Here is a 26195-nt window from a genome sequence, read left to right as displayed (position 1 = left end):
ACAGCGCCTCCCGCCCCTCTTCTGGCGTATTGAGAGTGTAATAAAGCCTAAATGACCTGGATCATCCTCGCCGCCCTGATCGTCGTATTTATTATCGGTTACCGCGTCCTGACGTCCGACACCCGCAAAGCCATCGATTCGCTGGCCCATCTGCTGAGAGTCAAACCGATGCTGATCGAATCGATGATCCAGGAAATGGGCGGCCGCCAAAGCCAGACCTTTATCCGCATGCTGAACAACGGCTACACCGAAGAGATGCACCAGGCGGCTTATCTGCTGTTCATCTACCTGACGTTCATCAAACAGGCGGACGACGAGCAGATTGCCCTGTGGCGCGACGTGCTGCTGCGCGCCGGGCTGTCGCCGGAGCTGCACGCCGAGCACACCGAAGCGGCGCTGTTTTACTTCGCCGAGCTGGATATCGATGCGTTTGAACTGGCGCAGTTCCGCCGCGCCTACAACGAGCGTTTCAACCGCGAAGCGTTGGCCCACGGCTGATAGCGTCCCCCGGGTCGGGGGACCGATTACAGGAACATGCTGTAAAGGTAGCGCGAAAGCGCTTCGCGCGAGCTGAAGCCGTGTGCGATGCCGTAGCGCTGGTTCGGGGTGTCGCTGCTTAAATCCAGGGGAAACTCCAGATACTGCTCGCTGAAGCGCACCGGGGAGGTCGGCGTGGCGAAATGCACGCTTCTCTCTTTCAGCGCCGGGTGGATCACCAACGCGGTTCTGCCCATCCGCGCTTCGCGATTCACATACACGTAGTGTGCGCCCTTGCGGTAACCATAGGCCTGATCGGTGACATAATCACGCTCAAAGCCGGTATTCTCCAACACTTTAGCCACTTCATCCGGCCGTAAATACATCGATTCCTCCTCTCATTCTGGACCGCTGAGCGACCTTACCGTAATCATTCACCGAAACAATGATTTTCTGGGAAGGAATCCGGGTTTCGGACTATTCCTGAATCAGGCCCGGCTGCGCTGCAACAGGCGCAGGGTGAGCAACACCCCGAGCGCCACCAGCAGCGCCGCCGCCAGATAGATCGACGGCACGCCCGTCTGCCCGATCAATAGCCCGGCCAGCGGGCCGGTGATGCCCAGCGCCAGGTCGAGGAACGCCGAATAGGTGCCGAGCGCCGTGCCCTGGTTCTGCGGCGGCACCTGTTTCACCGCCTCGACGCCCAGCGCCGGGAACACCAGCGAGAAACCGGCGCCGGCCAGCAACGCGCCGGTTTGCACCATCCAGGGCTCACCAGCCTGCCAGATCAACAGCAGCCCGACGATCTCGACCAGAAACGACGCCAGCGTCACCTTCAACCCGCCGTGGCGGTTAATGACGTTGCTGAAGATCAGGCGAATGCCGACGAAGGCGCAGCTGAACAGCGTCAGCGAAAACGCCGCGCCGCTCCAGCCTTTGTCGGCATAGTAAAGTGTGATGAACGTGGCGATCACGCCGAAACCGACGGTGCCCATCGCCAGACCGAGACCATAGGCCCAGATGCGGCCGAACACCGCGCTAAAGGCGATGCGCTGCCCGGCGGCGATCGAGACGTCCGGCTTGCCGCTCGCCAACAGCAGCGCCACCGCAACCGCCAGCACGATCAGCGCCGCCACCCCGGCCAATCCCCACTGCTGATTCAGGTACACGCCAAGCGGCGCCCCGGCAGCCATCGCCCCGTAGGTGGCAACGCCGTTCCAGGAAATCACCCGCGCGGTGTGCATCGCCCCGACCCGGCCGATGCCCCATAGCGTGGAACCGGTGCTGGCGAAGCTTTCGCCGACGCCGAGAAACACCCGCCCCACGCACAGCAACAGCAGGCTGAGCCACGGGTAACCGTCAACGCCGAACGCCAGCGCGTAAAACAGGCCGCTGGCACCGCAGCAGGCCAGGCCGAACAGCACCACCTTCTTCGGCCCCAGCTGATCGGCGTAACGCCCGGCGTGCGGGCGGCTGAACAGCGTGGCGAAGTATTGCGCGCTGATGATAAGGCCCGCCAACACCGAGTTGTAGCCCAGGTGGTCATGCACAAATCCCGGCAACACCGCCAGCGGCAGGCCGATGGTCAGGTAGCAGACGAAGGTGAACATCACCACGGACAAAATACGTCGGTTCAGCTGGAGGTTATTTTCTGCGGTCATCGAAGGTGGCTCGCATCGGACGGGGTAGACGAAGCCCTCCAGCATACCCCGATGAGATTTGATGATAAATGAGAGAGTTATAACGAATTATTATTTCGCTAACGATTTTGCCGCCACCCGCGCGCGCAGAAAATCGATAAACGCCCGCACCTTCTCCGGCACGTGACGGGTATTCGGGTAGAGCGCATAGATGCTCTGCTCAGGGAAACGGTGATCCGGCAGTAACCGCTGCAGCCTGCCGGCATCGATGTCGGGCTGCGCCAGCCACGCCGGCAGCAGCGCCACCCCGGCGCCATGCAGGGCGAACGCCAACAATGCCGCAGCGCTGTCGCCGGTAAGCGTGGCGGCGTCCGCAACCTTGAACAGCACCGCTTCGCGCTGCGGCGTGACCACCTGCCAGCTGAGCGGCGAACTGAGCCGGCTGTGGGCGATCCACTGCGCCTGCGCCAGATCCGTCAGCGAATGAATCGGCCGGTCGGCCAGATAACCCGGCGACGCCACCGGAAAAATGGCAAAGCTGTCGATCAGCGCCGCGCGGTGGCTGGAATCCGCCAGTTGGCCCAGACGGATCGCCACGTCGAAGCGCTCAGAGATCAGATCGGCATGATAAGAAGAAGAGACATGCTGGATGCGCAGCCGCGGATGCTGTCGCGAAAATGCCGCCAGCGCCGGCACCACCACCTGGGCGCCGTACTCCGGCGTGCTGGTGATACGCAGCACGCCGCTCAGCCCGTGATGATCGCGACGCACGTCGTCCAGCACATTTTCCGCCTCCTGCAGCAGCTGCAGGCTGCGCTGGTAGAAGCGTTCGCCGGCATCGGTCAGCGACAGCCGCCGGGTGCTGCGCGCCAGCAGTGACACCCCCAGCTCGTTCTCCAGCTGCTTGACGTTAAAGCTCACCACCGCCTTGGTTTGCCCCAGCGCCGCCGCCGCCGCGGTAAAGCTGCCCGCTTCCACCACTGCCGCAAAGATCGCCAGACGCTGCAAATTCAGCATTTCGTCGCCCTTATTGTCAAAATCATTTTGACAGTGTAATTGCCCGCCGCCGATTTATCCGCACTTTTCCCCCCGATACACTGCTCGCCTTCAACCGGAGGCACCATGTCTTATCGCAGCAAAGTGGCAATCGTCTATCTGCTCGGCTTTTTCGTCGATCTGATCAATATGTTTATCGCCAACGTCGCCTACCCCGCCATCGGCCAGGTGATGCGGGCGTCGGTCAGCCAACTGGCGTGGGTCAGCAACGGCTATATTCTCGGCCTGACGCTGGTGATCCCGCTCAGCGCCTGGCTGGCGCAGCGCATCGGCGGACGGCGGGTGTTTCTGCTGTCGCTGGCGTTGTTCATGCTGGCCACCCTCGGCGCGGGCAACGCCGACAGCATCGGCGCGCTGATCGGCTGGCGCACCCTGCAGGGCATGGGCGGCGGCTTGCTGATCCCCATCGGCCAAACGCTGACCTATCAGCTGTACCGCAGCCATGAACGCGCCGGGCTGTCGGCCGCCATCATGTTGGTGGGGCTGCTGGCACCGGCGCTGTCACCGGCGCTGGGCGGCTGGCTCGTCGATCGGTTGGACTGGCGCTGGGTGTTTTTCGCCAACCTGCCGCTGGCGGCCCTGGCACTGGCGCTGGCGGCGCTGTGGCTGCGTGCGGAAACGCCGACGGCGGCGCGCAAACCGCTCGACGCGACAGGATTACTGAGCGCCTGCGCGGCGCTGACGCTGCTGCTGCTCGGCCTGACCCGGCTGAGCGAAGCCGGCCATCAAGCTTCCGGCGCGGCGCTGCTGGCCACCGGTCTGCTGGTGCTGGCCTATTATCTGCGCCATAGCCTGCGTACCCCGCAGCCGCTGCTGAACCTGCGGCTGGTCGCCGATCCGCTGCTGCGCAACGCCATGGCGGTTTATTTGTGCATTCCCGGCCTGTTCATCGGCGTCAGCCTGGTGGCGATGCTGTATTTGCAAAACCAGCTGGGGATGCCCGCCGCACAGGTCGGCGGCCTGATGCTGCCCTGGGCGCTGGCGTCGTTCCTGGCCATCACGCTGACCGGCAAAAGCTTTAACCGCCTCGGCCCGCGGCCGCTGCTGATCGCCGGCTGTCTGTTGCAAGGCGCCGGCATGCTGACGCTGGCGCAGATCGATCAGGCCGGGCAGCACACGTTGCAGATCGCCGCCTTCGCCCTGATGGGGTTCGGCGGCAGCCTGTGCAGCAGCACCGCGCAGAGCAGCGCGTTCCTGCAAATCCCCGACGGCCAATTGGCGGACGCCAGCGCGCTGTGGAATATCAACCGCCAACTCAGTTTTTGCCTCGGCGTGGCGCTGCTCAGCCTGCTGCTGAATCTGCTGCTGGCCGTGTTGCCGCCCGCGGCGGCCTACCGAACCTGCTTCATTCTGGCGGGCACCAGCGTATTTATCCCGCTGTTGCTGTGCCTGCGCCTCGCCAACCGCGCCATCGTGCGCCAACTCAACGCTCAACAGGATGCTTTATGAACCCGTATTTTACCGAAGTGATCGACGCCCACATCGCCATTGAACGCTGGCTGGGCAAAGGCGCCGGAGAAGAGCAAGCGCTGCTGGCGCGCTTTACGCCGAAATTCAGCATGATCGCGCTGAACGGCGCCCCGCTGGATTTCACCGCGCTGTGCGCTTTTTTCCGCGCGCATCGCGCCGCCAAACCGGGATTGGAAATCGAGATAGAAGAGATGAAGCTGGTGGCCGAATGGCCGACGGGCGCGGTAGTCAGCTACCGGGAAAAACAGAGTCTGCCGGGACAAACCGCCACGCTGCGCTACTCCACGGTGGTGTTTGAACGCCTGCCCGACGCGCTCGGCTGGCGGCATTTGCACGAAACTGCCGCAGCGCAATGATCACAGGAAGCTGCCGGCCAAAAACAATTCCCAACCGACGATCACCCCACACAGGGTTACCGCGCTGAAAATGACTTCAAACAGATAGCGATGGATCATCGTTCGTCGCCTCAAAAGAAGACACCCGGAAGAACCGGGTGTCTGGAATACGGGCTGGAGAGTGCGGAACCTTCCGGTTCCGCAAACATCACTTAATTAAGCTTTTTTACCGGCTTTTTTGTGGTGTTTTTTAGCGGCCTGAGCTTTCTGCACTGGCGCTTTTTTGTGGTGTTTTTTAGCAGCCTGGGCTTTCTGAGTTGGCGCTTTTTTGTGGTGCTTTTTAGCGGCCTGAGCTTTCTGGGCTGGCGCTTTTTTGTGGTGCTTGGCTTTCTTGTGATGCGTTGCTTTAGCTGGCGCTTTTTCAGCAGCAGCCGCTGGCGCAGCGGTAGTGGTGGTCGCAGCTGGCGCGGTGGTGGTAGCCGGAGCAGTAGCTGCGGTATCAGCAGCGAAAGCAACAGAAGACAGACCCATAGTGGCAGCAACGATCAGCGCTAATACTTTTTTCATCTTTAAATCCTCAGAGTGTTGTTTCGGTAAGCTCCGGTGGAGCCGTTGAAACAGATACTAGTGGAATCAAACGGCCGCTTCCGTGAGTGATTGGTTTCGCCGAGTAACCAAATGTACAAAGCCCACGCGCCGGCAAACACCTGCGTGACGGCGGTTTTTTTCCGTGATCGGCCACACAATTCTCGGCATGGTCTACACTTAAAAGACATGTGTCGAAATGGAGAGCTGAATGTTTAAGAAAGCGGAAAGAACAGAACGCGATATCGATCAGGACGTCACTCTGTTGGCCGATACGCTGGATGAAGTGTTGCGCGAGTCCGGTGACAAGACCAAAGAGGAACTGAAAGAGCTGCACAGCAAGGCGAAAGGCGTGCTGCGCGACGCTCGGGCGCGATTCAACGGCTCCACCAGTCTGACACAGCATGCGCGCGACGCCGTCGATCAAGCCGACAGCTATGTGCGTGACAAACCTTGGCAGGGCGTAGGGATCGGTGCCGCCGTCGGCATCGTGCTCGGCGTGCTGCTGGCCCGGCGTTAACACCCCTGCAGTCATAAAGATAAAACAGATGTGCGTCTGGCCCGCGGAAATCGCGGGCCGTTTAATTTTAGCGAAACAGCTGCGCCAGCCCCTGTACCGCCCGCTCCGCCTCCTCTCGCCGGCTGAAATTGGCGAACCCCAGCAGTAACCCTTGCCCCACCGGATGGTCGATTCGCCAGTCCGACAACGCCTGCACCGCCAGCCCCTGCTGCCAGGCTTGCGCCGCCAACGGCGCATCCGCCAAGCCGTCGCGCAGCCGGGCCAACAGCTGAATACCGCCCTGTTGCGGCACCGTCGTCAGCCACGCCCCCAGCTGCCGCTCCAACGCCTGCGTCAGCCACTCGCGCCGCTGGCGGTACAACGGCCGCATGCGTTTCAGGTGGCGATAGAAATGCCCTTGCCGGATAAAATCCGCCACGCCGGCCTGCAGCAGCGGCGGGCAACCGCAGCCACGCAGCCGGCTGCTGCGCGCGAATGTTTCCGTCAGACCGACGGGCACCACCAGATAAGCCATGCGCAGCGCCGGGAACAGCGTTTTGCTGAAGGTGCCGGCGTACAGCACCCGACCCTGAACATCGAGGCTTTTCAGCGGCGGCAGCGGCCGCCCGTGATAGCGAAACTCGCTGTCGTAGTCATCCTCGAGGATCCAGGCCCCGCGCTGCTGCGCCCAGTCGAGCAGCGCCATGCGCCGCGCCAGGCTGAGCGAGACGCCGAGCGGGCTTTGATGGGTCGGCGTCACCACCGCCAGCCGCGCCTCAGGCGCCGTCAGAATACCGGCGGCCACGTCCATGCCCTGTTCATCCACCGGCACGGCGACCGGCCTGACGCCGGCGGCCAGCAGCAGCGGACGCGTGACCGGATAGCCGGGATCTTCGATCCATACCGCGTCGCCGGCATGTAACAGCGTCTCCGTCACCCAGTCCAACAACGCCGGATAACCGGCACAGAGGAAAATTTGCTCCGGCCGACAGCTGATGCCGCGCGACAAATGCAGGTAATGGGCGATCGCCTCACGCAGCTCAGACAGGCCGCCGGCCGGCGGCAGCGCCAGAGAAGCCACCGTGGAACCGCGCAGCTGGCGGGCGACAATGCGCTGCCACAGCGCCCGTGGAAACGCGTCCAGCGCCGGTACCCCCAGCTGGAAAGGCTGCAGCATGCCTTGCGGCTGCAGCGGATCGGCCGCCATTGCCGCCAGCGGTGGCGCAGCGGGGACCGCGCCCGGCGGCATGTGTGGTAGCTGTGGCGAGACATAGGTGCCCGCCTGCCCGCGGCTCTGCAAGAAACCTTCGGCAATAAGTTGCGCGTAGGCGCTTTCCACCGTAGCGCGCGCCACGCCCAGATCGCTCGCCAACCCGCGCACTGAGGGCAACCGGCTGCCTGCCGCCAGGCTGCTCTGGGTAATGGCGTCTTTAATCCGCTGGTAAATCTGCCGGTACAGCGGCTCGGCGAGCCGGCTGTCCAGCCGCAGCGAGGTCAGGAAAGTTGGCATTATGGCCCGGTTAAATAATCATTTTATGGCCCTATAGCATAGACCATAAGGCCGCTAAAGTAGCGCCATGATTTCGTTACTACCGATTGAGGTTGACCATGATTAAGCAACGTTTGAACTATGCCGAGCTGGCGCCCGCCCCGTACAAAAATATGGTGGGCGCGCTGATGGCGCTGGAGAAAGGCGCCCTGGACAAGGCGACCATCGAGTTGATGTTTATGCGCGTTTCGCAGATCAACGGCTGCGCCTACTGCCTGGACATGCACGGCAAAGCGCTGCGTGAAAGCGGTTTCAGCCATGCCAAGCTGGATACGCTGGCGGGCTGGCGCGTCAGCCATGAATTCAGCGAGCGCGAGCGCGTCGCGCTGGAATGGGCCGAGTCAGTGACGCTGATCGCCGCCACCGGCGCGCCGGACAGCGCTTTCGAGGCGCTGAAAGCGCACTTCAGCGATACCGAGATCGCCGATCTGACTTTCGCCATCAGCATCATGAACGCCTTTAATCGTCTGGCCGTCAGCATGCGTCAGTAATGCGCTCGACTCCCCCTCTTCACTGAGAGGGGGAATTTCTCACCCGCAAAAAATTTTTCCCTCGCCTTTTCCAGCCCCAGCGCGGCCTGCGCACCCACCCCCACAAAACACCATATATAGCGTGGTTGATAAAACAAATATCTACATATAGTATTTTATGAGTCAGCCGCAGGGAATGTCGTTCGGTTGATAACGCCGTCAGAAACGCCAGGAACGATGCTCCGTTATCTGACTTGCCCGCCTTTCCTTCAGCCTAAAGGTAAATGCGAATCATGAGCATTATTATTTACAGTAAGCCGGACTGTGTCCAGTGCAACGCCACTTATCGCGCATTTGATAAACAGGGGATTGATTATCAGGTGATCGACCTCACCCAGGATCAGCAGGCGCTGAACCACGTTAAATCCTTAGGTTATCAGCAGGTTCCGGTGATTATCGCCGGTGACGACCACTGGTCCGGTTTCCGGCCGGACAAAATCGGCGCGCTGGCGCTCACCTGCTGAGGCTCGACGATGAATCCGCTGGTCTATTTCTCCAGCAGTTCGGAGAACACCCATCGGTTCGTTGAGAAACTGGGCCTGCCGGCGATCCGCATTCCGATCGCCGGCGCCCGCAGCAAATTGCTGATGGAACAACCCTATATCTTGATCGTACCCAGCTATGGCGGCGGCAGCGCCGTCGGCGCGGTGCCGATCCAGGTGATCCGCTTTCTCAACGTTCCGCAAAACCGTTCATACCTGCGCGGCGTCATCGCCGCTGGGAACACCAACTTCGGCGCAGCGTACGGCATCGCCGGCGACATCATCGCCAAAAAATGCCAGGTGCCTTTTTTGTACCGCTTCGAGCTGCTCGGCACGACGCAAGACGTTGAAAACGTTAGACAGGGAGTAACCGCATTTTGGCAACGACAGAACTGACCAGGCCCGAGACGGGCGCGCTGGATTACCATTCGCTCAACGCGATGCTCAATCTTTACGATGCGGAAGGCCGGATCCAGTTCGATAAAGATCGGCTGGCGGCGCGGCACTACTTCCTGCAGCACGTCAACCAAAACACCGTGTTCTTCCATAACCTGGAGGAAAAGCTGCGCTATCTGGTGGAGGAAGGCTACTACGAGCCGCAGGTGCTGGCGCAGTATGAATTCCCGTTTATCAAGCAGCTGTTCCAGCAGGCCTACGCCAAGAAATTCCGCTTCGAGACCTTCCTCGGCGCCTTCAAGTACTACACCAGCTATACGCTCAAAACCTTCGACGGCAAGCGCTATCTGGAACGCTACGAAGACCGGGTGTGCATGGTGGCGCTGACGCTGGCGGCGGGCGACACCGCCCTGGCGCAGGATCTGGTGGAGGAGATGATTTCGGGCCGCTTCCAGCCGGCCACGCCGACTTTCCTCAACTGCGGCAAACGCCAGCGCGGTGAGCTGGTCTCCTGCTTCCTGCTGCGCATCGAAGACAATATGGAATCGATCGGCCGGGCGGTGAACTCCGCGCTGCAGCTGTCGAAACGCGGCGGCGGCGTGGCCTTCATGCTGAGCAATATTCGCGAGGTGGGCGCGCCGATCAAGCGCATCGAGAATCAGTCCTCCGGCGTCATTCCGATCATGAAAATGCTCGAAGACGCCTTCTCCTACGCCAACCAGCTCGGCGCGCGCCAGGGGGCCGGCGCGGTGTATCTCAACGCCCACCACCCGGACATCCTGCGTTTTCTCGACACCAAGCGGGAAAACGCCGACGAGAAGATCCGCATCAAGACGCTGTCGCTGGGGGTAGTGATCCCGGATATTACCTTCGAGCTGGCGAAGAACAACGAAGAGATGTACCTGTTCTCGCCCTACGACGTCGAACGGGTGTATGGCACGCCGCTGTCTGAAATCAGCGTCAGTGAAAAATACCGCGAGATGGTGGACGACAAGCGTATCCGCAAGTCGCGCATCAACGCGCGCGAGTTCTTCCAGGTGCTGGCGGAGATCCAGTTCGAATCCGGTTACCCCTACGTGATGTTCGAGGACACGGTCAACCGGGAGAACCCGATCGCCGGGCGCATCAACATGAGCAACCTGTGTTCGGAGATCCTGCAGGTCAACCGCGCCAGTACGTATCACGAAGATCTGAGCTACGATCGCATCGGCAAGGACATCTCCTGCAACCTCGGCTCGCTGAATATCGCCAAAACCATGGACGCGCCGGACTTCGGCAAGGCGATCGAGACCGCGATCCGCGCGCTGACCGCGGTGGCCGACATGAGCGATATCCGCTCGGTGCCGTCGATCGCCGAGGGCAACCGCAGCGCCCGCGCCATCGGCCTGGGCCAGATGAATCTGCACGGTTACCTGGCGCGCGAGCGCATTTTCTACGGCTCGGAAGAAGGCATCGACTTCACCAACCTCTATTTCTATACCGTGGCCTATCACGCCATCCGCGCCTCGAACCGGCTGGCGATCGAACGCGGCGGCGCGTTCGACGGCTTTGAGCACTCGCGCTATGCCAGCGGCGAGTACTTCGACAAGTACACCGAGCGCGACTGGCTGCCGCAGACTGAGCGGGTGCGCGAGCTGTTCGCCGCCGCCGGCATCGCCATTCCGGGCCGCGACGAGTGGCGCGCGCTGCGCCAGTCGGTGATGATGCACGGGCTCTACAATCAGAACCTACAGGCGGTGCCGCCGACCGGTTCCATCTCGTACATCAACAACGCCACCTCCAGCATCCATCCGATCGTCTCGCGTATCGAGATCCGCAAGGAAGGCAAGATCGGCCGCGTTTACTACCCGGCGCCGTACATGACCAACGACAACCTGGCGTATTACCAGGATGCCTACGAGATTGGCCCGGAAAAAATCATCGATACCTATGCCGCCGCAACGCAGCACGTCGATCAGGGGCTGTCGCTGACGTTGTTCTTCCGCGATACCGCCACCACCCGCGACATCAACCGCGCGCAGATCTACGCCTGGCGCAAAGGCATCAAGACCATTTACTACATCCGCCTGCGCCAGATGGCGCTGGAAGGCACCGAGGTGCAGGGCTGCGTGTCCTGCGCGCTGTGAGGCAACTTATGACGACCGTAACATCGGCGCCGCTGGTGCGCGCCATCAACTGGAACATTATCGAAGACGACAAGGATCTGGAGGTATGGAACCGCCTGACCTCCAACTTCTGGCTGCCGGAGAAGGTGCCGCTGTCCAACGATATCCCGTCCTGGGCCACGCTGACTCCGAAGGAGCAGCAGCTAACCATTCGGGTGTTTACCGGGCTGACGCTGCTGGACACCATCCAGAACACCGTCGGCGCGCCGGCCCTGATCGCCGATGCGCTGACGCCGCACGAAGAGGCGGTGTACTCCAACATCAGCTTTATGGAGGCGGTGCACGCCCGCTCTTACAGCTCAATCTTCTCTACCCTGTGTCAAACGCCGGACGTGGATGACGCCTATCGCTGGAGCGAGGAAAACCGCGCGCTGCAGAAGAAAGCCGGCATCATTCTGGCGCACTACCGCAGCGACGATCCGCTGCTGAAAAAGGTCGCCAGCGTGTTCCTCGAGTCGTTCCTGTTCTATTCGGGCTTTTACCTGCCGATGTACTGGTCCAGCCGCGCCAAGCTGACCAACACCGCCGATCTGATCCGCCTGATCATTCGCGACGAGGCGGTGCACGGCTACTATATCGGCTATAAGTTCCAGAAAGGGCTGGAGAAAGTGGACGCCGCACGGCGCCAACAGGTGAAAAATTTCGCCTTCGATCTGATGCAGGACCTGTACGACAACGAGGTGCGCTACACCGAGGAGCTGTACGACGGCGTCGGCTGGACGGAAGACGTGAAGACCTTCCTGCACTACAACGCCAACAAGGCGCTGATGAACCTGGGGTATGAAGCGCTGTTCCCACCGGCGATGGCGGAGGTCAACCCGGCGATCCTGTCGGCGCTGTCGCCAAACGCCGACGAAAACCACGACTTCTTCTCCGGGTCAGGGTCGTCCTACGTCATCGGCAAGGCGGTCAACACCGAGGATGAGGACTGGGACTTCTGAGAACATGACAGCGATACCGGTCTTTCAGGCCGGTATCGTGCATTCAATACCCTTGTTCTTTCTGACTACGGATCGCCAGAACAAACGCCGTATCGATATCAGGGATATATTTGTAGAGCGCCAAATAACCGCGAACTTGCTGCCCAATAATCAATTCACGCAGCCCTGAGCCAAGGGCTCGTCCGATCAATGGATTATGTTCCAATACCGCAATCGCCTGGATGATTTCCTGAATGCGCCGCCCTGGATCCACGGCACCATACTGAGCCAAATGAGCGAGAATACGTTCGATATCATCCCTGACCTCTGGCGCCAACTCGACGTTTGCCATCAGCGCCCCAATTTTTTTACCGGAGGTTTAACAGCGTCAGTGTTACCGGCTGCGTAATTTTCCAAATAACCGCGCATCTCTTTCCAAGAGACCGTCTCTCCCGTCGCAATTATCTTGGCATAGCGTTTTTCCGCTTCATTCTCAAAGTCGCGGCGCAACTCTTCTTGCTGCGTTTTCTCCGCTATTGCCTGCAAAATAAAGCTGTGAGACGTCACGCCAGCCTGCTCGGCGACAGCGGTGACTCGGGCTTTAAGCTCATCTGGAATACGGATGGTCGTCGTCGACATAATCGCTCCCAACGTCGGTCAATCACATGTAGCTCAATTGTGCTACATGAAGTCTGACAGCGCAATAATGCAGAGGATTATTTCACCGATTGACGCAGCTCAAGCTGCCGCCAAATAGCGAGTTTCTCCGCGTCGCTGGCGGTCGGCCAGGCGGCGATTTCCGCCCGCGTGCGCCGGCATCCCCGGCACTGCTGGGTTTCGTCGTCGATGCGGCACAGGCTGACGCAGGGCGATCTCACGCCGTGCTGGAATTGCTGATTGTCGCCCGCCATACGCTGCCCTTGATGTGATGAGTTCCGCCACAGGATACCCGATCCTGCGGCGGCGCGTCGTCAATCAGATGATGCCGCCGTTGGCGCGCAGGGTTTGGCCGTTGATCCAGCCGCCGTCAGCCCCGGCAAGGAACGCCACCGCCGCGGCAATATCTTCCGGCGTGCCCAGACGCTCCAGCGGCGCCATCTTCGCCAGCCGCTCGATAAGCTCCGGGGTTTTACCGTCGAGGAACAAGCCGGTGGCGGTCGGCCCCGGCGCGACGGCGTTCACCGTGATATTGCGGCCGCGCAGCTCTTTCGCCAGCACGCTGGTCAGCGCTTCGATCGCCGCCTTACTGGCGGCATACATACCGTAACCCGGCTGCAGCAACCCCACCACGCTGGAAGAGAAGTTGATGATGCGGCCGTTGTCGCGCAGGCGCTTCGCCGCCTCGCGCATCGCATTGAAGCTGCCTTTCAGGTTGATGTCGAGCAGGCGATCCACGTCTTCATCATGCATGTCCGCCACCGGCGCTAGCGCGATCACCCCGGCGTTATTGACCAGAACGTCGACGCCGCCAAACGCCTGTTCGGCGCTGTCGAACAGCTGGGCAACCGCAGCCGCATCGCTGACGTCGGCCTTGATGCTCAAGGCGCGGCCGCCGCGCTGTTCTATCTTGCCCACCAGCTCATAGGCCGGCGCCGGGTTGCCCGAATAGTTGATGATGACGGCAAAGCCATCGGCGGCCAGGCGCTCGGCGATGGCGGCGCCGATACCGCGCGATGCGCCGGTGACGATGGCGACGGAGGGAGTTTTCTGATTCATCGGGAGATCCTTAAAGAAAACGACGAGGGTAACGTTAATCATGCACTCTTTATCACGGCGAATAAGCCCCGATTCTCTGGCATCATCATCCCAAATTATCGAACAATGTCCCCAAGGCGCTTACGATGGCCGCCCGTTGGGCGGCCATCTCCCTTACAGCGCGCCGTAGTTCAATGGCACCCAGGTGTAACCGTCGCCCTGGCGGTTCAGATACCCCAACCCCGGGAACGACAGGTGTGCGCCCCCCACCAGCTCGCTCTGCCGCGCGCTGTCGCCAAATATCCGCAGCCGCTGAGCGACCGCCGCCTTGGCGTCATTATCAAAGCTGATAGCCACCTTCGGATGCGGCAACTGCACCGCTGCCACGTGGATAAGATCCCCCAACAGCAACAGCTTCTGGCCCTGGCTGGTCACCTGATACACGCTGTGTCCCGGCGTATGGCCGTGGGCGGCAAAGGCGGCAATGCCCGGGGAAAGCTCACCGTCGCCGCTGAACGGCTTAAAGTGGCCGGCCGCCTGATACGGCTTGATCGCCGCCTGAGCCCTTTCGAAGTTGCTTTTACTGCCCGCGCTAGCCTGTTTCAGTTTGTCCGCGCTTAGCCAGAAGTCCGCGTCCTGGCTGGCGGCGCGCACCACCGCATTGGGGAATACCGCCTTGCCGTCGTGCGTCAGGCCGCCGAGATGGTCCGGGTGCATGTGGGTCAGGTAGATCTCATCCACCTGCTCCGGCTGGTAACCCGCCGCGCGCAGGTTATCCACCAGCTTGCCCAGGCCGTCGCCCAGCAGTTGGCCGGCGCCGCTGTCGATCATCACCAGCTTATCGCCGGTATTGATCAGATAGGCATTGACCGAGGTGACCACCGGCAGGCTTTGATGCCGCTCGGCCAACCCGGCGGCGATCTGCTGCGGCGTGGTGTTTAGCAACAGCTTGTCCGCCGGCAAACGAATGATGCCGTCGGACAACGCGGTCACTTCAATACTGCCCAGCATGATGCGATAAAATCCCGGCGTCGGGGTTTTAGCCTGCGGCGCGGCGGCCCCGGCCTGTAATGACATAACGGCCAGCGCCGCGCCCAGCAGACAACGTTTCCAGAACATGATGACTCCTTGCGAGAATTGAACAGCGCTAAGTATTGACGCAAAAATCCCGATGCGCCTGTTTAATAAATGCCTTTGATAAATATATGAACAATATATTTATTGTGAATAATTTTGTTTGCCGACTCACACAACCCCAATCAATATTTTCCGGTTCGCCACTTCGTTATTTTTCTTACTCCCTAAACCACGAGTGAGGAAATATCATGAACTACCAATTCGAAAACCTGGTCTTTGAAGGCGGCGGCGTAAAAGGCATCGCCTATGGCGGCGCGCTGGAATTGCTGGAAGCCAAAGGCATCATGCCGCAGATCAAGCAAACCTCCGGCGCCTCGGCGGGCGCCATCGCCGCGCTGCTGGTCGGCCTGGGCTGCAGTTCGGCGGACGTCACCAAAATTCTGTCGGCGATGGATTTTAAAAAATTCCTCGATTATAACGGCGGCTTTTTCGGTACGCTCCAGGATGCCTACCGCCTGTTTAATCAATACGGCATCGCGCCCGGCGATTATTTCTATCAATGGTCACGCGATATTATCAAGCAATATACCGGCAACCCGGATATCACCTTCGAGCAGTTCGAAGCGATGAAGGCGGCGAAAGGGTTCAAGTCGATTTACTTTATCGGCGCCAACCTCAACAGCGGCCAGCGAGAGGTTTATTCTCACCGTACCACGCCGCGCATGAAAGTGGCGGACGGCCTGCGCATTTCGATGTCGTTCCCGTTCGCCTTCGTAGCGAAGAACAATACCCTGGGTGACCTGTGCATCGATGGCGGCATGATCGACAACTACCCGGTGCGGCTGTTCGACTATGACTTCTCCGCCACGCCGCCTTACATCGACGCCTCCAGCCAACGCATCAACACCCGCACCCTGGGCCTTCGCCTCGACTCCGCCGGCGAAATCGCCCAGGCCGCCGGTCAGACCGGCCCGCGCACGCCGGTCAACAACCTGTTTGATTTCACCCTGGCGGTGGCCAACGTGATGCTGGACATCCAAACCAAGGTGCATCTGGACAGCGACGACTGGAAGCGCACCGTGTATGTCGATACGCTCGACGTCGGCACGCTGGAGTTCGGCATCAGCGAGGAGAAGAAACGCGCGCTGATCGAATCCGGCCGCCGCGGCGTAGAGCGCTACTTCGCCTGGTACGACGCCGCCATGAAACAGGCAGCGTAACCGGTATTATCCCCGCCCGCACGTCAGGCCGGCGCGCGGGCAAAAAAAATCCCCGCGGGGGCGGGGAAAGGCAAAGTAACGCTAAGGATTTATAGGAGTTATACGAAGAACTTGGCCAACACCAGCAGCGACAGCGAAACGTTGATAGCGCCGCCGATACGGGTTGCGATCTGGGCGAACGGCATCAACGACATGCGGTTGCCGGCGGTGAGGATCGCGACGTCGCCGGTCCCGCCCTGCCCGCTCTGGCAGCAGGAGACAATCGCCACGTCGATAGGGTGCATGCCGATTTTCTTGCCGACGAAGAAACCGGTCGCCACCAGCGCGCTGACGGTGGTGACGATCACGATCAGATTCTGTACGGTGAACGCGTCCACCAGCTCCTGCCACGGCGTGATAGCCACCCCGACCGCGAACAGGATCGGATAAGTCACGGCGGTGCGGAAGAATTTGTACACCACCTGCGAGCCTTCCTGAATGCGTGGCGATACCCCGTGCGCCAGCTTCACCGCCACGGCGGCGAACAGCATGCCCACCGGCGCCGGCAGGCCGATCAGACGGTGCAGCAGCATGCCCACCATATACAGCAGAATGGCCAACAGCGCGCCGCAGGCGATGGTGCTGACGTCCACCTTGCCGCTGATTTTTTCCACCGCGTTCATGTCGCTGTCGCCCTGCTTGCTCGGCATCAGGCTGCCTTCGCCGGTCAGGTGCGGATAACGCTTGCCCAGCTGGTTAAGCAGGCCGGCGATGACGATAGCGGTCAGGCTGCCGAGCATCACGATAGGCAGAATGCGCCCCAGCGCCACGCCCTGTTCCATGTGTAGGATCGCCGCGTAGCCCATCGACAGCGGGATCGCCCCTTCACCTACGCCGCCGGCCATGATCGGCAGGATCAGGAAGAAGAAGATCTGGAACGGTTCCAGGCCCAGCGCCATGCCAACGCCCATCCCCACCAGCATGCCGACGATCTCGCCGCACAGCATGGGGATGAAGATGCGCAGGAAGCCCTGGATCAGCACCTGGCGGTTCATGCTCATGATGCTGCCGACGATGATGCAGCAGATGTAGAGGTACAGAATGTTGGTCGATTTGTAGAACTTGGTGGTCGATTCCACCACCACGTCCGGCAACAGGCCATAGTGCACCAGCGCGGAAGGAATGAAGGTGGCGCAGATTGCCGCCGCGCCCATTTTGCCGATCAGCGGCAGGCGCTTGCCGAATTCGCCGCAGGCGAAGCCGAAGAACGCCAGGGTGGCCACCATCACCACGATATCGCTCGGCAACTTGCCTTCCAGGCAGTCGAGCATAATCAATACGCCGGCCAGAATAAAGAACGGTAACGGAATAATCCCTACTTTATAATTGTCCAGTATCCGCCACCATTTCTCACGCAGAGGAATATCAGCGGTCTTGTCTTTGGCTACGAGGTAAGAATCATCTGTTGTGCTCATAATCTGGCCTCTTATTAGTTTGTTCAGCCATCATAGAGAAGCGCACGGATTATCTGCTGTGATTATGTTCAAAGTTAAAAAGGGTTTTTAATGGTGGTTATGGTTTCTATGGGGTTAATTAAGATTATGTAAAAACCAACGCGGTTTTAATGGTGTTAATACCGTTTTTATTTTAAAGCTTATTAATTTTATCGCAGGCGAACAATTCTCGTCCGGTTCACTCTAATCCCGTGTGAGGGATCACAAGTTGATCGAGCGCAATATTACAGACCCCGCTTATCGTGATAGGGTAAGGCTTCAGGATCTCTTTACGGTGAAGCTCCACCATGCGCCTCAAACTCTCATTTCAAATCAAACTGTTTCTGTGCCTGGTGGCCTTCTCCTGCCTGCTGCTGACCTGTATCGGCGCCTATACCTATTACCAGTTGGATGCGCAACTGCACCGCGATCTCGGCGCCCGCGCCCAGGTGCAGGCACGGGAAATCGCCCTTATCCCTTCGCTGGTGGACGCGGTGGAAAACAACGACGCCGCCAGGATCGCTGCGTTGATGAAAAAAATCCGCGCCAGCAGCGACGCCAGCTATATCGTCATCGGCGATAATCATGCCCGCCATCTTTATCATTCCGAATACGAAGGCCGCCTGGGCACACCGATGATCGGCGGCGATAATAAAGAGGTGCTGGAAGGGAAAAGCATTATTTCCATTCGCAAGGGCGGCATCGGCGTATCATTACGCAGCAAGGCGCCGATCCTGGATGAAAATAATCAGGTGATCGGCATCGTTTCCGTCGGTTATTTGAAATCGCATATCGATAATTTAAATGCCAGGACGTTGACGCAAATTATCGGCTCTATCGTGCTGCTGCTGATTGCCCTGTTCGTTTTTTCCTGGCTGCTGTCGAAAAATCTCAAGCGCCAGATGTTCTGGCTGGAACCGAAAGAGATCGCGCTGCTGGTGCGCCAGCAAAAAGCGCTGCTGGAAGCCATTTATGAGGGCGTGATCGCCATCGATCCGCAATTGCGGATCATCACCATCAACCATGCGGCGCGCGAGCTATTGGATCTACACCAGCCCGCCGCCAGCTTGCTGGGCCGACCAATCGGCGACGTGATCCAGGCGCAGCCGGACTTCTTCGCCGCCGCGCAACTGGGCCAGGATACGCACGACGAAGTGTGCCGCTTCAACCACGTGCGGGTGATCGCCAGCCGGGTGCGCATCATGCAGGAGCAGGAGCTGCAAGGCTGGGTGATCAGCTTCCGCGACAAGAACGACATCAATACCCTGAGCAGCCAGCTCAGCCAGGTGAAACGCTATGCCGACAACCTGCGCATCATGCGCCACGAGCAGCTGAACTGGACCGCCACGCTGGCCGGGCTGTTGCATATGCAGCGCTACGACGAGGCTATTCGCTATGTGGAAGCCCAGTCGGAGGGCGCGCAGGAGATCCTCGATTTCATCTCGCAGCGCTTCAGTTCGGCGGCGCTGTGCGGCCTGCTGCTGGGCAAATATTCCAGCGCCAGAGAAAAAGGCATCGAGCTGCGCTTCGATCCGGCCTGCCAGCTGCGGCAGATCCCGGCGGCGCTGAATGAGACCGAACTGATGTCGATCGTCGGCAACCTGCTGGATAATGCGGTGGAGGCGACGCTGCACCGCCCGGCGCCGCACGATGCGATCGAACTCTATATCAGCGATGGCAGCGACGAGCTGGTGATCGAGGTGGCGGATCGCGGTACCGGCATCGCTGAGGAGATTCGTGATACGCTGTTTGAACAGGGCGTCACCACCAAAGCGGATAAAAGCGACCACGGCATCGGCCTGCATCTGGTCGCCAGCCACGTGGCGCAGGCGCATGGCAGCATAGAAGTGTCGGACAACGAGCCGCACGGCGCGATATTCTCTATATTTATCCCTAAATAAAACCCATAACCCGATTTTTTGAGCACCCGATTATGTCACACCAAGCACTGGACGTTCTGATCGTGGAAGACGAGCCGCAACTGGCGACGCTGCACGCGGAGTTCATCGAGAAAAATTTCAACCTGCGGGTGGTGGCTTACGCCGCTACGCTGGCCGAAGCGCGAGCCAAAGCCAACGCGCACCAGCCGCGCCTGATCCTGCTGGATAACTTTCTGCCGGACGGTCAGGGCATCGAGCTGATGGAAGAGCCGGCGGTGAAGAACCCCGCCTGTTCGGTGATCTTCATCACCGCCGCCAGCGACATGCATACCTGCAGCCAAGCGATCCGCAACGGCGCCTTCGACTACATCATCAAGCCGGTGTCCTACAAGCGGCTGCGCAATTCGCTCGAACGTTTCATGCAGTTCGTACAGACCCAGCGTACCTTCAAGATCATCGATCAGGATAACGTCGATGCGCTGTACAACCTGCAGTCGAAGCAGTTCTCCAGCGAGCCGAGCGCCAAAGGCATCGAAACCAATACCCTAGAGCTGGTGCAGGCGCTGTTTATCGCCCAGCCGACGGTGGCGCATGCGGTGGAAGACGTGGTGGAGCAGGTCGGCATCAGCAAGACCACCGCCCGCCGTTATCTGGAATATTGCGTCGCCACCCAGTTCGTGCGGGTAGAGATGTTGTACGGCAATATCGGCCATCCGCGGCGGCTGTACCGCAAGGCCTGAGGCTGCCATCTGGCTGTCATATTACGGCGATAACATAGCGCTCGACGATATCCCCCTCGATATCGGCACCTGTCGTTAAAACTGATGAAATACTGATGACTTTTACCCGGCCTCTGGTCGGGTTTTTTATTATCCGAACGGCAGGCGTAAAACCGAAATAGCTCATCGCCCCACACCGCGTTATTTCCTCAAAAACCAAACCATTATGGCGAATAACAGCCGTCAATTTTGAGTCACGGGCCAAATTACCATAGCTAATTAAAACCTTGATGTAAACCACTAATATCCCATTTAAATGACATTGAGGGTTGTCTCAGATATTCACTGTGTTAGGGTAAAAAGCTCTTTTATTTTGCTAAGGACAGCCCATAACGCGTTAATTAAACCAGAGGAAACAGCAAATTGCATGGCAATTAAACTCGAAGTAAAGAACCTGTATAAGATATTTGGCGAACACCCGGAACGCGCATTCAAACTGCTGGATAAAGGTCTGACAAAAGATCGGCTGTTTGAAAAAACCGGCTTATCGCTCGGCGTAAAAGACGCCACTCTGGCCATTGAAGAAGGCGAGATATTTGTCATCATGGGGCTCTCCGGTTCCGGCAAGTCCACCCTGGTACGCCTTCTCAATCGTCTGATAGAACCCACCCGCGGTCAGGTGCTGATCGACGGTGAGGACATCGCCAAAATATCCGACACCGCGCTGCGCACCGTGCGGCGAAATAAGATCAGCATGGTATTTCAATCATTCGCGCTGATGCCGCACATGAATGTCCTGAATAATACCGCCTTTGGTATGGAATTAGCCGGCATACCGTTGCAGGAACGTCAGGAAAAAGCGCTGGATGCCCTGCGTCAGGTCGGGCTGGAGAATTATGCGCTGTCTTATCCGGATGAATTATCCGGCGGTATGCGTCAGCGCGTAGGATTAGCCCGCGCCATGGCCAATAACCCGGATATATTATTGATGGACGAGGCTTTCTCGGCGCTCGATCCGTTAATTCGCACCGAAATGCAGGATGAGCTGGTGAAATTACAGGCCCAGCATCAGCGCACCATCGTGTTTATTTCCCACGATCTGGACGAGGCGATGCGTATCGGCGATCGCATCGCCATCATGCAGGGCGGTGAGGTGATCCAGGTCGGCACACCGGACGAGATCCTGAACAACCCGGCCAACGACTATGTGCGCACCTTCTTCCGCGGCGTGGACATCAGTCACGTGTTCAGCGCCAAGGATATCGCCCAACGGCGCCCGGTGACGCTGATCCGCAAAACCCCCGGCTTTGGCCCCCGATCGGCGCTGCAGCTGCTGCGCGATGAGGACCGTGATTATGGTTATGTTGTTGAACGCGGGAAGAAATTTATTGGCGTGGTGTCGATAGAGTCGCTGAAAAAGGCGCTGTCCGCCAATCAAACGCTGGACGATGCCCTGCTCGAGGCCCCTGCCGCCGTGCCGGCCGATACGCCGCTCAGCGATCTGATTTCCCTGGTCGCCCAGGCGCCCTGCGCGGTGCCGGTGGTGAGCGAAGAACATAACTATCTCGGCATCATCTCCAAGGCCATGCTGCTGCAGGCGTTGGACAAGGAGGGCTCAACCAATGAGTGATACCACGCAAACCCAAGATCCCTGGGCTACCGCACCGGCAGATGCCGGCGCCAACGCCGGCGACGCCTGGTCCAGCGCGCCGCCGCCGGCCGCTCATGACGCCGCCGGACAAGGCACAGATTGGCTCAGCAGCGCCCCGGCGCAGCCTGAACACTTCAGCCTGCTCGACCCGTTCCATAAGGCCTGGGTGCCGTTCGACTCCTGGGTCACGCAAGGCATCGACTGGCTGGTGCTGCACTTCCGCCCACTGTTCCAGGGCATTCGCGTGCCGGTGGATATGATCTTGAGTGGCTTCCAGCAATTGCTGCTGGGCATGCCGGCGCCGATCGCCATTCTGGTGTTCTCGCTGCTCGCCTGGCAGGTCTCGGGCCTCGGCATGGGCGCCGCCACGCTGCTCTCCCTGGTCGCCATCGGCGCCATCGGCGCCTGGTCGCAGGCGATGGTTACGCTGGCGCTGGTGCTGACCGCGCTGTTCTTCTGCATTCTTATCGGCCTGCCGCTCGGCATCTGGCTGGCGCGCAGCAAGCACGCCGCCAAGGTGATAAGGCCGCTGCTCGACGCGATGCAAACCACCCCGGCCTTCGTCTACCTGGTGCCGATCGTCATGCTGTTCGGCATCGGCAACGTGCCGGGCGTGGTGGTCACCATTATCTTCGCGCTGCCGCCGATCGTGCGCCTGACCATTTTGGGCATCAAGCAGGTGCCGGAAGATCTGATCGAGGCCGCCGAATCCTTCGGCGCCAGCCCGCGGCAGCTGCTGTTCAAGGTGCAGCTGCCGCTGGCGATGCCGACCATCATGGCCGGCGTGAACCAGACGCTGATGTTGGCGCTGTCGATGGTCGTCATTGCCTCGATGATCGCGGTCGGCGGTCTGGGGCAGATGGTGCTGCGCGGCATCGGCCGGTTGGACATGGGCCTGGCCGCCGTCGGCGGGGTCGGCATCGTGATCCTGGCGATCATTCTCGATCGCCTCACCCAATCGCTGGGGCGCGATCGCCGCAGCAAGGGCATCGGCCGCTGGTATCGCCGCGGCCCCATCGGGCTACTGACTCGCCCGTTCATCAAACAGGCCTGACGCTTTTCCCGCCGGCGGCTGCGGCCCCGGCGGGCTATGACACCACCACATCGAAAGAGGGGAAACACTATGCGCACCACGGGCATCTGGGCTCTCGCCCTGACGACGCTGATTGGCTCACAGAGCGCCATCGCGGCAGACTTACCCGGCAAGGGGATCGCGGTACAGCCGGTGCAAAGCACCATTTCCGAAGAGACGTTCCAGACGCTGCTGGTCAGCAAGGCGCTGGAGAAATTGGGTTACGACGTGAAGGAACCGCGTGAAGTGGATTACAACGTCGCCTACACCTCCATTGCCTCCGGCGATGCGACCTTTATCGCGGTCAACTGGGACCCGCTGCACGCCGATCAGTACAAGGCCGCCGGCGGCGACGCCAAGTTCTACCGCGAAGGCGTCTACGTCAACGGCGCCGCGCAGGGTTACCTGATCGACAAGAAAACCGCCGAGCAGTATCACATCACCAACGTCGAACAGCTCAAGGATCCCAAGATCGCCAAGCTGTTCGACACCAACGGCGACGGCAAGGCCGATCTGACTGGCTGCACCCCGGGTTGGGGCTGCGAAGCGGTGATCAACCACCACATCAAGGCCTACGGTCTGAGCAACACCGTCGAGCATAACCAGGGCAACTACGCGGCGATGATCGCCGACACCATCACCCGCTACAAAGAGGGCAAACCAGTGCTGTATTACACCTGGACACCGTACTGGGTCAGTGATGTGATGGTGCCGGGCCGCGACGTGGTCTGGCTGCAGGTGCCATTCTCTTCGCTGCCGGGCGAGCAGAAGAACGTCGACACCAAGCTGCCTAACGGCGCCAACTACGGCTTCCCGGTCAACACCATGCGCATCGCCGCCAACAAGCAATGGGCCGAAGCCAATCCGGCGGCCGCCAAGCTGTTCGCCATCATGAAGCTGCCGATCGCCGACATCAACGCGCAAAACCTGCGCATGCATGAAGGCCAGGCTTCGGAGGCCGATATCCAGAACCACGTTAACGGCTGGATCAAGGCGCACCAGGCGACCTTCGACGGCTGGGTGAAAACCGCCGCCGAAGCGGCGAAGTCATAACCGTTCAGGGGCGCCGCCTTTGCCGCGCCCCTACCCCGCCATATCGATGCCGCTGAACTGTAAAAAACGTGCGGCGGCGTTCGACAAAGGCTGCGGCCAGATGCAATACACCTGGCGCCGCGGCCCGTCTTCAATCGGAATCGACACCAGCGCACTTAAGCGTTGCGCGGTCGAGACAGGTACGATACCCGCCGCCAATCCGCGCCGCACCAGATTTTCCAGCCATTCGATATGATCGATTTCAAAACTGACGTGCCGGCGGATACCCGCCGCCTGGAAGGCGCGATCGGTTTGGCGTCGCGCACCGGTGCCGCTGTAGAAATCCACCAGCGGCACTTCCGCGAGCGCCTGCAGGTTCACCCGCTCGCGGTTGGCCAGCGGGTGCTGCGGCGCCACCAGCGCCACCAGTGGCTCATCGGTCAACTGCCGGTGCGACATCGGCAGTAAATCGACATCGCCGGGCCAGATGCCGACGAACGCCATATCGCACTTCTGCTGACGCACATCCTCCAGCAGGGCTTCGCTCATGCCAACGTACAGGCGGATGTTCACCGCCGGATAGTGGCGATGAAACTTGTCGAGCTTTTCGGTCAGATCAATCGCGTTTATGGTTGAAATCGTGCCGATGGTCAGGGTGCCGGACACCGCATCGCCGGCGGCGGTCACCTCCTCCACCAGCGCCTGCTGCGCCGCCAATAGGCGCTGCGCCGACGGAATGAAAGCCTGGCCGGCGGGGGTCAACCGCACCCGGCGAGAGGTGCGTTCAAACAGCGTACAGCCCAGCTCTTCTTCCAGTTTTGCGATCTGGTGGCTGAGCGCCGACTGCACCGTATGGCAGCGCTGCGCCGCCCGGGTGAAACTCTGTTCTTCCGCCACCGCCAGCGCATAGCGGATCTGTTTCAGGTTCATGGCATCTATCTTGAAATGAGATAAATCAAATGAAAATTATACATTGGTTTCCACAGACGCGTTGCCGGATACTGCGCGCTATCTTCTTCCCGTGATGAAAAAATCATGAATCCACAAAACGCCCATCCGGGCCTCAGCCCGGCGCTGACCGTGCTGATTGCCATCGCCACCGGCCTGGCGGTCGCCAGCAACTATTACGCGCAACCGCTGCTGGAAACCATCGCCACCAGTTTCAACCTGTCGGTCAACCAGGCCGGCTTTATCGTCACCGCCGCGCAGCTCGGTTACGCCACCGGCCTGCTGCTGCTGGTGCCGCTCGGCGATATGTTCGAACGCCGCGGCCTGATCGTGTTCATGACGCTGCTGGCCGCCGGGGGCATGCTGATCACCGCCACTTCCGCCACGCTGCCGATGATGATCCTCGGCACCGCGCTCACCGGGCTGTTCTCGGTAGTGGCGCAGATCCTGGTGCCGCTGGCCGCCACGCTGGCCACCCGGAAAAGCGCGGCAAGACCGTTGGCATCATCATGAGCGGCCTGCTGCTCGGCATCCTGCTGGCGCGAACCGTCGCGGGCGCGCTGGCGTCGTTCGGCGGCTGGCGCACCATCTACTGGGTCGCCAGCGTGCTGATGATCCTGATGGCGCTGATCCTGTGGCGCGCGCTGCCGCGCTATAAGCAACACTCCGGGCTGAACTACCCGCAGCTGCTGGCCTCGATCTTCAACCTGTTCTGCCGCACGCCGCTGCTGCGCACCCGCGCCATCCTCGGCGCCCTGTCGTTCGCCAACTTCAGCGTGCTCTGGACCTCAATGGCCTTTCTGCTCGCCGCGCCGCCGTTCAACTATTCCGAAGGGGTGATCGGGCTGTTCGGCCTGGTGGGCGCCGCCGGGGCGCTGGCCGCTTCGCGCGCCGGGCATCTGGCGGACAAAGGTAAAGCCGGGTTGACCACCACCGTCGGCCTGGTGTTGTTACTGCTGTCCTGGATCCCTATCGCGTTAGCCAAACAGTCGCTATGGGCGCTGATCGCCGGCATTCTGATCCTCGATCTGGCGGTGCAGGCGGTGCACGTCACCAACCAGAGCGTGATGTACCGCATCATGCCGGACGCGCGCAACCGCCTGACAGCCGGCTACATGACCAGCTACTTTATCGGCGGCGCGCTCGGTTCTCTGCTCTCCGCCTCGGCCTATCAGCATGCCGGCTGGTACGGCGTGGCCGCCGCCGGCGGGGTGTTATGCCTGCTCAACCTGCTGACCTGGTGGCTCGGCAAGCACCACGATCCACAGGGGCCAGCGACAATCTGATTATCGTGCAAATAGTCACTAAAGAAATTTATTAGCGGT

The 26195-nt window shown here is 60.2% G+C and carries 28 protein-coding genes and 1 pseudogene; 16 read left to right on the top strand and 13 right to left on the bottom strand.

Translation table 11 applies throughout. The annotated features are described in order from the left end of the window. The first annotated feature begins 51 nt into the window (after positions 1 to 51). Entirely contained in the window at positions 52 to 498 is a 447-nt protein-coding gene (locus N6G83_RS32170; RefSeq protein WP_033639556.1) for a DUF1198 family protein, read from the top strand. 26 nt (positions 499 to 524) lie between these two features. On the opposite strand, the gene N6G83_RS32165 is transcribed toward N6G83_RS32170, so the two are convergent. From N6G83_RS32165 to N6G83_RS32155, 3 genes are all read right to left on the bottom strand, one after another. Next, positions 525 to 863 carry a DUF2002 family protein gene (locus N6G83_RS32165; RefSeq protein WP_025303979.1) on the bottom strand — a complete coding sequence of 113 codons (339 nt, stop codon included), beginning with the start codon at positions 861 to 863 and terminating at the stop codon, positions 525 to 527. A 102-nt stretch (positions 864 to 965) separates the two neighbouring features. After that, positions 966 to 2138: an MFS transporter gene (locus tag N6G83_RS32160; RefSeq protein WP_089196196.1), complete on the bottom strand. Its 1173-nt coding sequence runs from the start codon at positions 2136 to 2138 to the stop codon at positions 966 to 968. Between the two features lie 90 nt (positions 2139 to 2228). Further along, positions 2229 to 3134, bottom strand: coding sequence for a LysR family transcriptional regulator (locus tag N6G83_RS32155; protein WP_025303981.1), 906 nt, complete (start codon positions 3132 to 3134; stop codon positions 2229 to 2231). A 105-nt stretch (positions 3135 to 3239) separates the two neighbouring features. Between N6G83_RS32155 and N6G83_RS32150 the strand changes: the two genes are divergently transcribed. Both N6G83_RS32150 and N6G83_RS32145 read left to right on the top strand, forming a co-directional pair. Then, positions 3240 to 4622: an MFS transporter gene (locus N6G83_RS32150; protein ID WP_260516137.1), complete on the top strand. Its 1383-nt coding sequence runs from the start codon at positions 3240 to 3242 to the stop codon at positions 4620 to 4622. Beyond that, a complete protein-coding gene (locus N6G83_RS32145; RefSeq protein WP_260516138.1) occupies positions 4619 to 4999 on the top strand; it encodes a DUF4440 domain-containing protein in 381 nt (126 codons plus the stop codon). Before N6G83_RS32150 ends, N6G83_RS32145 begins: the two co-directional genes overlap by 4 nt. Positions 5000 to 5194: 195 nt before the next feature. Here the strand turns inward: N6G83_RS32145 and asr are convergent, their stop codons facing one another. After that, a complete protein-coding gene (asr, locus tag N6G83_RS32140) occupies positions 5195 to 5545 on the bottom strand; it encodes an acid resistance repetitive basic protein Asr (protein ID WP_260516139.1) in 351 nt (116 codons plus the stop codon). Between the two features lie 229 nt (positions 5546 to 5774). Between asr and N6G83_RS32135 the strand changes: the two genes are divergently transcribed. After that, complete coding sequence (locus N6G83_RS32135) at positions 5775 to 6083, top strand: YqjD family protein (protein WP_004928950.1); 309 nt, start codon at positions 5775 to 5777, stop codon at positions 6081 to 6083. A 67-nt stretch (positions 6084 to 6150) separates the two neighbouring features. Here the strand turns inward: N6G83_RS32135 and N6G83_RS32130 are convergent, their stop codons facing one another. Next, complete coding sequence (locus tag N6G83_RS32130) at positions 6151 to 7575, bottom strand: PLP-dependent aminotransferase family protein (protein ID WP_049296138.1); 1425 nt, start codon at positions 7573 to 7575, stop codon at positions 6151 to 6153. Between the two features lie 95 nt (positions 7576 to 7670). On the opposite strand from N6G83_RS32130, the gene N6G83_RS32125 reads away from it, so the two are divergent. From N6G83_RS32125 to nrdF, 5 genes are all read left to right on the top strand, one after another. Continuing rightward, positions 7671 to 8102: a carboxymuconolactone decarboxylase family protein gene (locus N6G83_RS32125; protein ID WP_025303985.1), complete on the top strand. Its 432-nt coding sequence runs from the start codon at positions 7671 to 7673 to the stop codon at positions 8100 to 8102. Positions 8103 to 8374: 272 nt separating this feature from the next. Then, positions 8375 to 8605 carry a glutaredoxin-like protein NrdH gene (nrdH, locus tag N6G83_RS32120; protein ID WP_004928934.1) on the top strand — a complete coding sequence of 77 codons (231 nt, stop codon included), beginning with the start codon at positions 8375 to 8377 and terminating at the stop codon, positions 8603 to 8605. Positions 8606 to 8614: 9 nt separating this feature from the next. Next, a complete protein-coding gene (gene nrdI, locus N6G83_RS32115; protein ID WP_004928930.1) occupies positions 8615 to 9019 on the top strand; it encodes a class Ib ribonucleoside-diphosphate reductase assembly flavoprotein NrdI in 405 nt (134 codons plus the stop codon). Beyond that, positions 9001 to 11145, top strand: coding sequence for a class 1b ribonucleoside-diphosphate reductase subunit alpha (gene nrdE, locus N6G83_RS32110; RefSeq protein ID WP_071845116.1), 2145 nt, complete (start codon positions 9001 to 9003; stop codon positions 11143 to 11145). Before nrdI ends, nrdE begins: the two co-directional genes overlap by 19 nt. Positions 11146 to 11153: 8 nt before the next feature. Further along, positions 11154 to 12125 carry a class 1b ribonucleoside-diphosphate reductase subunit beta gene (nrdF, locus tag N6G83_RS32105; protein ID WP_033639549.1) on the top strand — a complete coding sequence of 324 codons (972 nt, stop codon included), beginning with the start codon at positions 11154 to 11156 and terminating at the stop codon, positions 12123 to 12125. A gap of 43 nt (positions 12126 to 12168) precedes the next feature. Here the strand turns inward: nrdF and N6G83_RS32100 are convergent, their stop codons facing one another. The 5 genes from N6G83_RS32100 to N6G83_RS32080 form a co-directional block, all read right to left on the bottom strand. After that, positions 12169 to 12456, bottom strand: coding sequence for a type II toxin-antitoxin system RelE/ParE family toxin (locus N6G83_RS32100; protein ID WP_043138388.1), 288 nt, complete (start codon positions 12454 to 12456; stop codon positions 12169 to 12171). Then, a complete protein-coding gene (locus N6G83_RS32095) occupies positions 12456 to 12743 on the bottom strand; it encodes a CopG family ribbon-helix-helix protein (RefSeq protein ID WP_049205214.1) in 288 nt (95 codons plus the stop codon). The genes N6G83_RS32100 and N6G83_RS32095 overlap by 1 nt, the downstream gene beginning before the upstream one ends. 77 nt (positions 12744 to 12820) lie before the next feature. After that, complete coding sequence (locus N6G83_RS32090) at positions 12821 to 13015, bottom strand: DUF1289 domain-containing protein (protein ID WP_127146532.1); 195 nt, start codon at positions 13013 to 13015, stop codon at positions 12821 to 12823. A gap of 64 nt (positions 13016 to 13079) precedes the next feature. After that, the gene (locus tag N6G83_RS32085) at positions 13080 to 13820 is read right to left on the bottom strand and encodes an SDR family oxidoreductase (RefSeq protein ID WP_049205218.1); all 741 of its coding nucleotides are present in this window, start codon (positions 13818 to 13820) and stop codon (positions 13080 to 13082) included. Between the two features lie 153 nt (positions 13821 to 13973). Further along, positions 13974 to 14918, bottom strand: a complete 945-nt coding sequence (locus tag N6G83_RS32080) for an MBL fold metallo-hydrolase (protein WP_260516140.1) — start codon at positions 14916 to 14918, stop codon at positions 13974 to 13976. 206 nt (positions 14919 to 15124) lie between these two features. Here N6G83_RS32080 and N6G83_RS32075 point away from each other — a divergent pair, with 206 nt between their 5' ends. Continuing rightward, entirely contained in the window at positions 15125 to 16096 is a 972-nt protein-coding gene (locus N6G83_RS32075) for a patatin-like phospholipase family protein (RefSeq protein WP_260516141.1), read from the top strand. Between the two features lie 98 nt (positions 16097 to 16194). Here the strand turns inward: N6G83_RS32075 and N6G83_RS32070 are convergent, their stop codons facing one another. Continuing rightward, positions 16195 to 17550, bottom strand: coding sequence for a 2-hydroxycarboxylate transporter family protein (locus tag N6G83_RS32070; RefSeq protein WP_260516142.1), 1356 nt, complete (start codon positions 17548 to 17550; stop codon positions 16195 to 16197). A gap of 326 nt (positions 17551 to 17876) precedes the next feature. Between N6G83_RS32070 and N6G83_RS32065 the strand changes: the two genes are divergently transcribed. Both N6G83_RS32065 and N6G83_RS32060 read left to right on the top strand, forming a co-directional pair. Then, on the top strand, positions 17877 to 19469 hold the full coding sequence (locus N6G83_RS32065; RefSeq protein WP_049205224.1) for a sensor histidine kinase: 1593 nt from the start codon (positions 17877 to 17879) through the stop codon (positions 19467 to 19469). Positions 19470 to 19501: 32 nt separating this feature from the next. After that, positions 19502 to 20188: a response regulator gene (locus N6G83_RS32060; protein ID WP_025303996.1), complete on the top strand. Its 687-nt coding sequence runs from the start codon at positions 19502 to 19504 to the stop codon at positions 20186 to 20188. Between the two features lie 16 nt (positions 20189 to 20204). On the opposite strand, the gene N6G83_RS32055 is transcribed toward N6G83_RS32060, so the two are convergent. Further along, on the bottom strand, positions 20205 to 20468 hold the full coding sequence (locus N6G83_RS32055; protein ID WP_127146528.1) for a hypothetical protein: 264 nt from the start codon (positions 20466 to 20468) through the stop codon (positions 20205 to 20207). 126 nt (positions 20469 to 20594) lie between these two features. On the opposite strand from N6G83_RS32055, the gene proV reads away from it, so the two are divergent. The 3 genes from proV (at position 20595) to proX (ending at position 23943) form a co-directional block, all read left to right on the top strand. Continuing rightward, positions 20595 to 21797: a glycine betaine/L-proline ABC transporter ATP-binding protein ProV gene (proV, locus tag N6G83_RS32050; RefSeq protein WP_016929846.1), complete on the top strand. Its 1203-nt coding sequence runs from the start codon at positions 20595 to 20597 to the stop codon at positions 21795 to 21797. After that, on the top strand, positions 21790 to 22872 hold the full coding sequence (proW, locus tag N6G83_RS32045; protein ID WP_169541366.1) for a glycine betaine/L-proline ABC transporter permease ProW: 1083 nt from the start codon (positions 21790 to 21792) through the stop codon (positions 22870 to 22872). Before proV ends, proW begins: the two co-directional genes overlap by 8 nt. A 69-nt stretch (positions 22873 to 22941) precedes the next feature. Further along, positions 22942 to 23943, top strand: coding sequence for a glycine betaine/L-proline ABC transporter substrate-binding protein ProX (gene proX / locus N6G83_RS32040; RefSeq protein ID WP_025303998.1), 1002 nt, complete (start codon positions 22942 to 22944; stop codon positions 23941 to 23943). A 30-nt stretch (positions 23944 to 23973) separates the two neighbouring features. Here the strand turns inward: proX and N6G83_RS32035 are convergent, their stop codons facing one another. Further along, positions 23974 to 24852, bottom strand: a complete 879-nt coding sequence (locus tag N6G83_RS32035) for a LysR family transcriptional regulator (protein WP_016929849.1) — start codon at positions 24850 to 24852, stop codon at positions 23974 to 23976. 105 nt (positions 24853 to 24957) lie between these two features. Between N6G83_RS32035 and N6G83_RS32030 the strand changes: the two are divergent. Further along, positions 24958 to 26156, top strand: a pseudogene (locus N6G83_RS32030) (MFS transporter). Positions 26157 to 26195 lie beyond the last annotated feature (39 nt).

The sequence above is a fragment of the Serratia sp. PL7 genome (assembly GCF_945957435.1).
This window is presented reverse-complemented; position numbering and strand designations above follow the sequence as displayed.